The sequence below is a fragment of the Ruegeria sp. N8 genome (assembly GCF_056531325.1).
On record NZ_JBQFLQ010000009.1, the window covers coordinates 74,426 to 86,837 of the forward strand.

General features: G+C 51.9%; 11 protein-coding genes. 3 read left to right on the forward strand and 8 right to left on the reverse strand.

The genetic code is table 11. The annotated features are described in order from the left end of the window. Positions 1-95: 95 nt before the first annotated feature. From ACR0C5_RS16295 to ACR0C5_RS16315, 5 genes are read right to left on the reverse strand one after another with little or no spacing between them, the layout of a single operon-like run. Positions 96-854, reverse strand: a complete 759-nt coding sequence (locus ACR0C5_RS16295; RefSeq protein ID WP_170790551.1) for an SDR family NAD(P)-dependent oxidoreductase — start codon at positions 852-854, stop codon at positions 96-98. An 18-nt stretch (positions 855-872) separates the two neighbouring features. Next, positions 873-1,694 carry an ABC transporter permease gene (locus ACR0C5_RS16300; protein ID WP_170752976.1) on the reverse strand — a complete coding sequence of 274 codons (822 nt, stop codon included), beginning with the start codon at positions 1,692-1,694 and terminating at the stop codon, positions 873-875. 7 nt (positions 1,695-1,701) lie between these two features. Next, entirely contained in the window at positions 1,702-2,553 is an 852-nt protein-coding gene (locus tag ACR0C5_RS16305; RefSeq protein WP_093962199.1) for an ABC transporter permease, read from the reverse strand. A 38-nt stretch (positions 2,554-2,591) separates the two neighbouring features. Then, the gene (locus ACR0C5_RS16310) at positions 2,592-3,755 is read right to left on the reverse strand and encodes an ABC transporter substrate-binding protein (RefSeq protein WP_093962198.1); all 1,164 of its coding nucleotides are present in this window, start codon (positions 3,753-3,755) and stop codon (positions 2,592-2,594) included. A gap of 34 nt (positions 3,756-3,789) precedes the next feature. After that, positions 3,790-4,890 carry an ABC transporter ATP-binding protein gene (locus ACR0C5_RS16315; protein WP_237218044.1) on the reverse strand — a complete coding sequence of 367 codons (1,101 nt, stop codon included), beginning with the start codon at positions 4,888-4,890 and terminating at the stop codon, positions 3,790-3,792. Between the two features lie 153 nt (positions 4,891-5,043). On the opposite strand from ACR0C5_RS16315, the gene ACR0C5_RS16320 reads away from it, so the two are divergent. The 3 genes from ACR0C5_RS16320 (at position 5,044) to ACR0C5_RS16330 (ending at position 7,262) form a co-directional block, all read left to right on the forward strand. After that, entirely contained in the window at positions 5,044-5,811 is a 768-nt protein-coding gene (locus tag ACR0C5_RS16320) for a helix-turn-helix transcriptional regulator (protein ID WP_331252683.1), read from the forward strand. Between the two features lie 236 nt (positions 5,812-6,047). After that, positions 6,048-6,251, forward strand: coding sequence for a hypothetical protein (locus tag ACR0C5_RS16325; protein ID WP_170790546.1), 204 nt, complete (start codon positions 6,048-6,050; stop codon positions 6,249-6,251). 510 nt (positions 6,252-6,761) lie between these two features. Further along, complete coding sequence (locus ACR0C5_RS16330) at positions 6,762-7,262, forward strand: hypothetical protein (RefSeq protein WP_170785369.1); 501 nt, start codon at positions 6,762-6,764, stop codon at positions 7,260-7,262. A gap of 11 nt (positions 7,263-7,273) precedes the next feature. On the opposite strand, the gene ACR0C5_RS16335 is transcribed toward ACR0C5_RS16330, so the two are convergent. The 3 genes from ACR0C5_RS16335 to ACR0C5_RS16345 all read right to left on the reverse strand — a co-directional run bounded on the left by ACR0C5_RS16335 (position 7,274) and on the right by ACR0C5_RS16345 (position 12,284). Then, positions 7,274-10,018, reverse strand: a complete 2,745-nt coding sequence (locus tag ACR0C5_RS16335) for an AsmA family protein (protein ID WP_480877899.1) — start codon at positions 10,016-10,018, stop codon at positions 7,274-7,276. 112 nt (positions 10,019-10,130) lie between these two features. Further along, positions 10,131-11,756, reverse strand: a complete 1,626-nt coding sequence (locus ACR0C5_RS16340) for a L,D-transpeptidase family protein (RefSeq protein ID WP_336510154.1) — start codon at positions 11,754-11,756, stop codon at positions 10,131-10,133. 129 nt (positions 11,757-11,885) lie between these two features. After that, positions 11,886-12,284, reverse strand: coding sequence for a helix-turn-helix domain-containing protein (locus ACR0C5_RS16345; protein WP_480877901.1), 399 nt, complete (start codon positions 12,282-12,284; stop codon positions 11,886-11,888). Between the last annotated feature and the right edge of the window lie 128 nt (positions 12,285-12,412).

Below are 12,412 nucleotides of genomic sequence, written 5' to 3' on the forward strand. Positions count from 1 at the left end.
CAACTAACGACGGCAGCGAGCCCAAAGCGGACTGAAATGTGCTCGCCAAAATGAATTGCGGCGATAGACATTCTCTTGAGCGGTCTAACCCACCACTAAATGCATTCACCGCCATCGATAACCAGGGCTTGCCCCGTCATAAAAGCGGATTCATCTGAAGCTAAATAGACGATCCCATGGCCAATCTCTTCAACTGTCGCCCATCGACTCATGGGGATCGCCTGCTCGATGTAGCTTTCCAGTTTGGCACGGCCTCCCATCTGCTTTTCGAAGCCTGCATTGAAAGGGGTGTCTACAAATCCTGGACATAGGGCATTGAAACGGATTGCATGGACAGCGTAGTCGGCTGCCATCTGCCGGACCATCGCAACAGCAGCGTGCTTTGTAGTCGCATAGGCGATCATACCCCGGTCATATTGAACCCCAGAATTGGAGGCCGTGACGATCACGCTGCCTCCACCTTGTGATTTCATATGGGGGACGGCTGCACGCGCGGCAATGAAGTGAGCGCGGACATTCAATGCCCAAGAAGCATCCATTCCATCTGGTTCCACTTCTTCCAGCGTTCCTTCGATCTGCAACCCAGCGTGAGAGTGCAACACGTCAAGCCGACCGAAGTTTTTAACTGCTTCGTCTATGGTTCTGGTAAGGGCATCGTCATCGGTCACATTAAGCTGTATGGCAGATGCTTGATTTCCCTGCGCAACGATCGCGGCCAAAGTGGCTTCAGCAAGTGTTGCATCGCGATCGGTTACCACAACATGCGCACCCTCTTGTGCCATTGCCATTGAACCCGCCCGACCAATTCCTGATCCCGCGCCCGTCACGAGCGCGACCTTACCTGCAAGCCGCATGTCACTTGGCTCCTTTATTTAATTATTCGATTTTGAGGCGCCTCGGCGCAAAAGCAGCTGCGCTGCTACGAGCAACAAGAGCGACGCGCCCATAACCATAGTGCCGATGGCATTGATCTCGGGTGTTACGCCGCGCCGGATGGATGAGAATATGTAGATTGGCAGGGTTGTTTCTGAGCCAGCTACGAAAAACGCGATGATGAAATCATCAAATGAGAAAGTGAAGCTGAGCAGGAAGCCTGCCAAAATTGCCGGTGCTATCAACGGCAGGGTCACCTGTCGAAAGGTGCCCCAGGGCGTCGCAAAGAGGTCAGCCGAAGCTTCCATGAGCGCGCGGTCCATACCCGATAGCCTTGCACGTACGATGATTATGACCAGCGCCATTGTGAACATGGTGTGGGCGGCGACAAGCGTGGGCATCCCCATGGAAAGTTGCGGGGGATTTGCTCCATCGGGCCATAGGCTTGCAAGAAGCGGGTTTAGCCAGCCGAATACGGTGACCAGGGCAATGAGTGTCGCGATGCCGATGACGATACCGGGTATCATTATCGCAATATAAATCATCGCATCAAACAAAGTTCGGAGCCATCCCTTAACCCCTTGTAAAGCGATGGCCGCCATGGTTCCGAGAGTGGATGCGAGGCAAGCAGTTATGAATGCCGCAAGCAGACTGGTCTCGAGCGCGTCCATTACAAATGGGTTGTTCAGCGCTCTACCATACCATTGGGTCGAGAACCCCATGAACTGGCTTGCGTGTCGTCCGGCATTAAAGCTGAAAAGCGCGATGATGCCGATTGGAATATAGAGAAAAAGGTAGACGCAAATCGCGTATAAGCGCATCGGACCCTCACATCAGCGAGACATCTTCGCGCTGGCCACCCAGGCGCGAGATGAATTTCATGTAAATTGAGACAGTGACAAGCATTACGACAACCAGAGTCATTGCGACCGCCGATCCGTACGCCCAGTTCCGAGACTGCAGGAACAGGTCCACCAGCGCATTTCCGACGAAAAAGACCTTTCCGCCGCCCAAGATCGCTGGGATCAGAAACTCGCCCATCAGCAAGATGAAGACCAGCATGCAGCCAGTTGCGATACCAGGTACCGACAAAGGAAGTGTCACCTGACGGAACGTACGCCATGGGGTAGAGCCGAGATCAGCCGATGCTTCCAGAAGGCGTTTATCCAGTTTGTCTAAGCTTACAAAAATCGGGAAAACCATCAGAGGTAGATACCCATAGACAATCCCGACAAGCACAGCGAACGGCGTATTTATCAGGCGGATATCATCGATGCCGATCGACTCCAGTAAAGCGGGCAAGCCACGCCCCCCAAGGATGAAAATCCAAGCGTATGACCGGATCAGGATCGATGTCCAGAACGGCACGATCACTAGGATCAACAGCGAAGTTCTCCACTTTGGTGAACAACGCACTGCAAGAAAGTAGGCGAGCGGGTAGGCAATTACCAACGCAGCGATAGTCCCCAGAGGTGCAAGGATCAAAGTGTTCTTAAACGCCGTCCATCGCGCAGGAAGGTTGGCATATTGTTCCAACGTGAACGCTGGAACGTAGCCTCCGGCGGCACCCCGTTCGCCAAAGGAAAAGACGAAGACGACCAGCAGAGGAAGGGCTAGCATTACCAAAAGCCATATTCCTGCTGGAGCCAGCAACAGTGCTTTTCTGCCTCGTTCGGTCATTTTGTCCTCGTCTTTTCCGATATTGGCGGCCTTGCCGCTTAGGCCGACTTGAAGCGGGCGAGCAACTCGGCACGGTTTGGATCGGTTAGTGTAGCCGCCGCGCCGAACTCGAGTGCATTCAGAAGGTCAGCTGCCGGATAAAGGATCGGATCTTCCAGTAGTTCCTTCGGCAGCAACGCATTGGTGCGAGCATCAGCCGATGGATAGCCGTGAGCGAGGACTTCTTTCGCATTAACTTCCGGGTTCAGCAGGAAGTCGATCAAGGCATAAGCGGCATCCATATGGGGTGCGCCCTTAGGAATAGCGTAGTAGTCGGACCAGAGTTCACCGCCCTCAGTTCCCAGAACGTAGGCGATTTCAGGCATGTCGACATTCATCTGCTTGCCGTCACCTGTCCAGCACATCGTCATCCAGGCGTCACCGTTACGCATCGGTGGCTGATAATCCGACGAGATTGCAAACAGATGCGGTTTGGCATCCAGCAACAATTTCTCGGCATCCGCCAGTTCCTTCTCATCGACCGAGTTGAAGGAGTAGCCGAAGTATTTCAGGGCATTACCGATGGTGGTGAGTTGGTAATCATGCACCATTGTCCGGCCTGAGTAACCTTCCATAGTAAGGTCCCAGAACTCTTTCCATGTGGTTGGAGTCGGAGCGCCGTCAAGCTTGCTGGTGTTCACTGCAAAGCCAGTCGTGCCCCAGTTTTTTGGCACCGCGTAAAGCTGGCCATCGACAGAACCGGCATCGGAAAAGCGCTGTTCGAATGAACCTGCGTCGTAGTTTGGCAGTTTGGACGTATCGAGCGGGATGATCAGATCTTCACCCACATACGTAGTGATCGTGTAGTTGGTTGGAACGAAAACGTCCCAGCCAGACCCTCCAGCCTGTAGTTTTGCCAACATCTCTTCGTTCGAGCCAAAAACATTGACCTGAACATGGGCGCCAGTGGCTTCCGTGAAGGCTTCGAAGTTCATCTCGTCATGGTAGTTCGGCCATGTGGCGAGGATCACTCGGTCGCCAATGTCCCCGGCAGCAAATGCCGGGCGTGGACGCAACCCAGGAATGGCCGTGCCCAGAACGGCCGTTGCCATCCCAAGACCTGTCACGCCTAAGAAATGTCGCCGTGTAACCGAACCCTTTTGGTACCGGCGAAGCTCTTCCATGAACTTTTGCTTGGAAATAGTCCCATTATCCTTGGTCATTGTGAACCTCTCTGTTGTTGGATTGCGGGATTTGTTATTTTTCCAGGATCAGCAGTGCGCCTTCGCCCCATGAAACAAAGGCCTGCTCTCCTGCATTGAACGTCCCCTCGTTCAATTCCGCTTGCCTTGGCACAAGTACGTGGAAATCACCCAGTGCTTCGTTGCGCGCAAGGTATTCTGTGTGCTCCCCAAGGAAGATCCGATTTTGAATGGTAACTGGCAGAGCGATTTCAGCTGTGGGTAGCGCGCGGGTCAGCGTGATCTGTTCAGGACGGATACTAACGCACACTTCCTGCCCTGCTTCTATTGGAATCTCCGGAGTTCCGTGCACCTTTTGGCCACTCGCTAAACGCACAGTGATTTGGTCGGCTGCTGAGACAGTCACAGTTGCATCAAAGAAATTTGAGGTGCCTACAAATCCAGCCACGTAGCGGCTGCGGGGCATGTCATAGAGTTCGCGTGGGCTGCCAACCTGCACAATACTGCCGCCTTCCATCACACAAATTCGGTCGGACATTGAAAGCGCTTCTTCTTGGTCGTGCGTGACGAGGACAAAAGTTATTCCCAGTTGTCGTTGCAGGTTCTGCAGTTCAAACTGCATTTCTTTTCGAAGCTTTCGATCCAGAGCAGCCATTGGTTCATCAAGCAGCAAAAGCTTGGGCTCGTTTACGATCGCACGCGCCAAAGCGACGCGTTGCTGCTGCCCACCAGACATCTCCCAGATGCGACGTGGGCCAAACCCACCAAGACGGACAGTTTCCAGCGCTTGCTCAACCTTTGTCGCGATTGTTTGTTTGTCTACGCGTGGTCGTTGTTGGCGCAGGCCGTACGCGATGTTGTCGAACACGCTTAGGTGAGGAAAAAGAGCATAGTGCTGAAACACCATGTTGACTGGGCGATGGTGCGCATCCAAGTCGTTGACGACTTCTCCATCGAGCAACACCTGACCTTCGGTTGGCTTCTCGAAACCTGCCAACATTCTAAGCGCAGTGGTTTTGCCACAACCAGATGGGCCTAAGAACGACAGGAACTCTCCTTTCCCAATGGAAAGATTCAGGTCTTTGGCGGCGACCACATTCCCGAAGGTCTTGGTCACTCCTCGGAGTTCCGCAATCGTCTGCATGGTGACGCTCATGTCAAAGCTCATATACTGCCGTTTTCCTTTTGCTTGATTTTTTGGCATTTGTTGGCATACCACTCAAACAATGAAAAAGTAACAATAACTCGGAATAACTGTATATACCACAATTGGGGTATAGAGGTGCTTTTCGAAAATCTGGAGCGGCGCGTGTACGATTGGATGGAAGAGGCCGGCAGGGTCGTGGAGAAGATCGGAACCCCAGAATTTCCATGTGCTTTGGCAGATGGCATACGGCAGGTCGCACCATTTGATTTTACGGTGGTGTTTGGCCATGTCGGAACCGAAGCACCAATAGACCTTCACGACGATTTCCCCAAAAGCAAACGGCGTATTTTTGTTGAGGACTACCAAGCCGGGCCCTACGTACTTGATCCATTTTTTTTGGCCGCGACAAAGCCAATAACACCGGGTCTGTACCGCATGCGCGATATCGCACCGGACAGGTTCTATCAGGGCGAATACTATCGCAGCTATTACAAAAGGACTGGGTTAGCAGAGGAGATTGGCTACTTTATCGATATCCCAGGCGCTGGGATGGTTGTGGTCTCGCTCATGCGAGCAGAGAAGCCTTTTTCCGCCAAGGAAATTCGTCATTTGCACGCTCTATGGCCGCTCGTTCGGGCAGCCTGTTGCAAACATTGGAGTGACTTTCCAACGATGGCCCGAGGCGCCGCAGCGAATGGCGTTAGTCGTCGCGTTGATCTAGCATTCCAGGCATTTGGCGATGGCGTTCTGACGCCACGAGAACGAGAAGTCGTTGAGTTCACATTGAAGGGCCATTCGGCAGAAGCTGTTGGCACAATTCTCGGCATCTCTCCAGGCACAGTCCGCATCCACAGACGCAACATTTACGCGAAACTTAGGATCAACTCGCAGGGTGAGCTTTTTTCAAAGTTCATTGAAAAGGCGCTTTAAAAGGTTCCTTGAACACCCACTTTATCCGTTTTGCCGACCTTGCTACCTTGTGACCCAGAAAGCACCAAACATTTGGACGGCACTGTCTGATAGCCAAGGAACCCAAAGGGAGAGGGTTGGGACGCCCGGGTCCCATGTTGGGCTAAATTAATACCCGAAAACGCTTTCGGGCCATTGTCTATCTAACCGGATCAGCCGTTTTAAAAATGGCGTCAAGATACGAAAGGCAAAATTTCATGGACGCACCAGTTATCCAGTTGATTTTTATGCTCATCTTGCTGGTTGTCGTGATCTGGCTTTATGTCCTGCCGATCACGATGGCAGGGCGGCGCAACCGATCCGGTTTGATCTGGTTCCTGATCGGTCTGGTTGGATCACCCCTTTTGGCTATTCTTTTGCTGCTGGCTCTAGGTGACGCACCCGAACAACCAACAACCTAATTTTGGGACGATACCATCTGACACTCAAAAGGGCTTAACCGGAGGGTATCTGGACGCTCGTGAGCCATAACGTCCTGCTCAGCATGCAATAAGGGTGCCAATTGAGACACTATACTTCCGGAAGTGAAGACAACTAATCCTTCTCACTCTCCACAACCGTGTACTGTAAACCCAAGGTCGGCCGATTTGATTGGAGAACCACAGACCGCTTTGTCCGCATAGCGGCCTTTCAGGATATTCAGGCGAACTTTAGCATCGAGCCCAAAATTGACTGATGCTGCGCGAAGCTCCAATGACAGCAATGCGCAGAAAGCGGACTTTGCAAAGTGCAGCAGACTGTTCAAACCGGGCATTCCTTCCAATAGCAGCGTATACGGCTATGAGCAGGAAGCAGACTTCACTGTTGCGCACCAAAAACTTGCGACCTGATTAAGCTTCTTCTGTATCGTTTGATTGATCTTCCTTGATCGGTAGGATGGGTAAACCTTCAAAACTAATCTGGGGTTAAAAATGTACAGGTATGTGCTGGCAACATTGGCTTTGTTTTGTGCAAGCTTACTTCATGCCGCTGGTATGGAGCGGTGGGGTGATTCCGGGGACTGGACAATCCTGATTGATCCCGAAAAGGGCAACGGCTGTCTCGCGTGGAAGCCCTTTGAAAACGACATGACCGTTGAAATTGGTGCAGCGCCCAATCAGGCTGGCGGCTTCTTTGCTGCCTTTAATCCGGCCTGGGTTCAAATCGAAGACGGTGCGACGGGCATCGTAAGGTTCGACTTTGGTGATGCGAAATTCGAAGGAGAAGCCGTGGGTGTCTACAAGAATGGAGTTCCCGGTGGCTACGCCTTTTTCGACAACCCGGCGTTTGTAACCGAGTTTGGAAAGCGCCAAAGCGTTACGATCATTGGCGAAAGCGGGGCCGAGGTTGAACTCGATCTCAGCGGATCTGCAAAAGCCATTGAGGCCGTTCTGGCGTGTCAGGCCGAGCAGCCGGAACCGCTGAAGAACTAGGGCGCGCCCGATTATTGCAATTGATTGATGTCCGGTACACATGGCTGCCTGTCGGCAGGCATGGCATCAGCGCCTTCCGGGGCCTTGTTTCTCGACCCACCCACATGCAGCTTGAACTTTGGTGAGGTAAGCTGGCCCGTCACATCAAAGGGCCAAGCGCTTCGGGATAGGGGTTTGCCAACGCGCCGCGGCTCCGCTCTTATTGCTATCGTATCGTTCAGCCAATCCAATTGCCCTTTTGCAACCAATTGAACCGATCCCGTTTCAATAACGATGGAGTTTGAGCTCACCCGCCCAGCTTGAATATCAACCGGGGCGACCACGCAAGTGATGTCGGTGTAACCTTGTCGGAACTCCTCCGAAAACAGCCATGGGAAGATGCCCAGACCGGCTAACTCCAGCAAACTGGTACTGATATAGCCCTGTGACATCGACAAAGACACATTGCCACGCATGGAATCGATGAAGGCCTTGCCCGAGGCGGTACTGCCAGAAACGTTGAACTCACCGCTCAAACGCCCATAGGCCTCAATACCAATGCCCAACTCATCCAAGATTTCGCCGAATTCCCATCCCGAGGTCGATCCCGACAATGAAAGCCAACCAGGAGAGTCAATCAGATCCATGACCGCCCGCAAGCTGAAGTTTCCACCGCCATAAGCCATCTGAAGAGGTCCGAAATCCACAGTTCCATCTTTGGCAGACAATTGACTTGAAACGGACGTTACTCCTTGCTGGCCTACAATCTCTTTGAATTCGATCTGTACCTCAACGTCAGCTTCTAGCAGCACGCGCTGCACATCCAGAAGATCGGCAGGTTTCCCTTTTTCCTTTGGCAATACCAAGGGCTGGACGTCTGTCTCCTTCGGTAAAACCAAAGGTTGAACTTCGGCTTCAGGTTCCTTCGTGGTCTCGCCTAGCAGACTTTTCAGTTGGTCCAGTACAGTAGTCAGGTTCTTTAGGTCGTTGAGATCGAGACGCTCGCTCGTAATGTTGCCACGGATGACGGGTGCACCTTCGGGAAACTTTGCATCCAAAGCCGCAAGAAGATGCGAAGACCCAGCCTCGAACTGGATTGCGGCATCAAAGTCTTCACCCTGCCTGGAGGTTTCAGCATCGATAGCGAGTGCTCCGATTTCAACAGGTTGCAGGTTGAGCGCGGTCAGAAACTGGGCGCTGTCGTCGACGTCCAGTTTCACATCAAAATCGAGACCAGCCAGCCCTTTTAGCTCGTTGACAGATAGTACAAGATCGAGCGCCCAGAGATCGGTGTCGTAAGTGGTCGCGTTGAACCTGTTGAGAGAAACTGGCCCGCCCGCATTGGATATGTTGAAATCGGCTTTGACGCCGCCGAACTGGTCAACATAGTCTTCGTTGAGGTTGGGCAAAATCAACTTGGCGGGCCCGTTTAGCAAACCATCGAAAGTCACGTTCTGAAGCTGAAGCAGATCGAGGATTTCACCTTCGGCTTTCAGGACAGGCTCGTCAATTGGCCCGGCTTGCAGCGCGATTCCCAGCATGGCGAGCCGGCCATCTGGCATGCGGCGAATGCTTTCGATTGAGGCTGGGCCGATTACGTCTAACCCCTGGTCGAACGCATTGGTCTGGAACAGCAACTTCTTGAATTCGAAGGAAGCCAGGGATCCGACCATATGCATTTCAAAGCCAGTAAACTTCAGTTCTTGGATACTTTTTGCTGCTGGCGGCGGCTGTCCTTCCGGATGAAGCCGTGCGTTGAAAAGCAGATCAACGCCCTGAGCGGTGTAGAGGTCATCTATTGAACCTTCAGCTTCGAGTTTTTGTCCATCCTCCAGGCTTACGGTAGTTGTAAACGCCTCGATCTTCAGGGCGTCCTGAGACACGAGCTCAGCCTGCAACTGGCCATTCCCTTCCAAAACGCGTTCCAACCCAATGACATCTAGAAAATCACCGAATTCACCGGTGTCCATCTCCAACACAGCTCGATAGCCACCACCTTCGTCTTCCGTGAAGGGCTCGCCATCATAGCTCACGGTCATTTCTCCAAAACTCGCTCGCGTCTTAAATGGCGCGTCATGGGGGTAGTCGCCTTCGATTTCGAAACCCTGACCGTTAACGGAGCCGGAACCAGAGACCTTTGTTCTTTGTCCATTATCTACTTGTTCGAGCGCGAGTGACTGAAGGTCAAACACAAACGAGAAGCCCGAGACCTTGTCGTCGATGTTTAACCCGATTGACGTGAAACTGACGTTCTTGTCGCTCAGGAAGTTCAAGATCCCACTGCTTTCGGTGTCGCTTTCATCGATACTATCAACGCTAGCGACGTCTTTTTGATCATCCGCTGATACAGGTTCCTCGGACACGGGCCTGGGTGTTGGCCTGCCTTTTCGCCAACTTGTCGTGCCGTCTGCGGCTGTAAGAAGATTTGCTTGGAGCCCTTTCACGACGAGGTTGTCAAAATACAGACGACCGTTGGTCAAGGCGACAATGTCCAGCTCCAGTTCCAGCAGGTTCAACTCTACAAGAGGTGACTCCGGCATTGTCTGGCTCGGGATAACCACGCCACCGACGTGAATGTAACTCGTGCGGCCAAGCGCGACGCTTACATCATCGTTGACAAGAAGTGGCCGACCAATTTGTTCCGAAAGAACTCTTTCCACAAGGCCGCGCCGCGTGTCCGAGAACATCGGAGCGGCAAGCAACAACCAGACAAAAGCGACGGCAGCGAAGGCTAGAAATGCAACAAGCCCAACTATTCTTACGAGCCAAACCCTCATGTGCTCCCCTATTGCAGCTCACACTGCTTCGAATTTCCGCCAATTGGAAGTCACCAATCCTACTGGCAATTTAGCACACTCAGAATTGCGTATCTCTTTGAGAATGACGTGTTCATCGGTCCAAAGCTTCAAGTATTCGAGCATCTCGTTCGTATGGATCCTCACGAAAATGTACGGCACCATCTTCGACCCACGCAGTCCAATAGGTCAAAAGAACCGGCATGGGCTCGGGTAGGTTAACTCGCGTTGTCTTCCCGCTATCGAGAATGGATTGCATCTTTTGCCGGCTCCAGCCCGGCTCTCCCTCCATCAAAAGGCTGGCAAATTCGAACGGATACTCAAGACGCACGCAGCCGGAACTTAGGTTCCGCTCATTTCGGTCGAAAAGGCTGCGGTCGTTGGTATCATGCAAGTACACTGCGTATTTATTGGGAAACATGAACTTGACTAAACCTAACGCATTGTCTGGGCCCGGCTGCTGAACCAAAGTGACGCCGGGATTCTTTGCCCCCCAGTTCACAGCGTTGGCAGGAATTGTGTGACCGTCTTTGTTCCGAACTAAGTAGTTGTTGCGCGCCAGATAGGCAGGATCCTTGCGGATGCGCGAAAGCTTGTCTTTCCGAAAAATCGAGGCGGGAACGGTCCAAGTCGGATTGAATTCCATGTATTCAATCTCATCTCGGAACACTGGGGTTTTGCGGTAGGCTGAACCTGTGATTGATCGGGTGGTCCAAAGCGTCCCGCCAGATGTGACCAAGTAAGTACGAGCGCCTGCAATATTTACCAGCACGAACTCTTCGTCGATTTCCCGCATGAGCCAACGGCCTCGTTCCAGGCTGAGGCGCAACTTGTTTATGCGATCTTCGACAGGTTTGTTGAGAGACGCGAAAGTCTTACCACCAACGACGCCATCTGCTTCCAAGCCATGACGATTTTGAAAGGATTTAACCAACTGCACCAAGTAATCGTCATAAACCCAAGCTGGATCTATGCCGTTTTGCCTGATTTCTGGAAATTCATTTGTTCCATCGTAGCCTTCTGTCGCTAGCCTTTTTCGCAGTTCGGCGACGGCAGGATCCACCATTTCCGGCTTCAGAACTGTTTCTTCGGGGACTTTGTTCCAGCCTCCCTTTGATGCAATAGCTCTGTATTTGCGCAATGCATCAACGAGCATCGTATATTGCGCATTGTCGATATCGATGCGTTCAATCAAAGCGCTGAAGCCTTCACCTTGAAGAAATTGGTTCAATACAATGGAAGGGTCTTGTTGAATTACTGGTTTTGAGAAGTTCCAATCGTCGTCCAATGCGTTTGGATCGACTTTTCCAAAAACCAAATGATGCACGAGTTTTACTGCGGCGTCGGTTGCCAAAATGTCGAACAGGGCTTTATTTGAGGCATCGCCAGCCTGTGAGTCTTTGAAAGCGGATCGAAGCTCTTCTAGCTTGAAATCACTCGGCGTAAAGCCCTGATCAATTGCTCCATCCAACTCCTGAAATAGTTCGTCGACCAATTCAAAACTTGTCCAAGCTGGCGCAAATTCTCTGTCTGTATAGAAACGAGGCACAAGGATTCCTGCGTCCAAACTCTTACTGTTAGAAAGTGTGCCACTCGCATTCGTATTTGACCGTAGCAGCGCTTCTATCTGCTCCGAGACTTGGTCTGCTGCGCCTAAATTGGGGCAAGTCATCAGCGTTGCAGTCAGTACAGTTGCTACCGCTGATCTAAGAACTTTCACCGTCCCCTCCTAAACAGCCAATCTATATGTGGGTGCTTCGAAAAAGGATACTCCAACATTTTGTATAATCAAATCGTAATTTGTTGTTCTCAGGTTTTGCTGGCAAAGCGGACATACTTCACGGGCAAATCATCGACCATCTAGGTCGTGCCTTAACCGGCAAGGCGACGATCCAAACCAACGGCGACACGTTCGTGTAATCGCACTTAGGTTTTTGTAGCCCAAGTTCTTTCCAATCTTTGTTATGGAAAGGCGCCCCTCGGTCAACCATTGCTCCGCCTGACGCATTTTCGCGCTGCCTACGAGTTCTGCCCCTGTGGTGTCGTGTCTTGTAAGTTCTCTTTGCAGCGTTTTAGAATGCAAACCGATGAATTTTGCAAACCCGTCCAAGCCGGGCCATGCGGAGTAGTCAATCACAGAGACTAAGTAGGCCAAGTCAAGCACTTTTTGAATGGGACTGTCCGCTTCCGTCGCCTCGTTTCGTTCAAATTTTGATTGCTGCATCAACCAAAACGCGGGGAACGACATACTAACCTATTATTGCGTTCTGTTGTCTTGGGTTTTTTTGGCTAAATGGCGAAGTCGAATGAACACTGAACGGACGGCGGCAAATATGTAATCGCACTGCTGGCTGCGACCGAATGCACAATCAGATC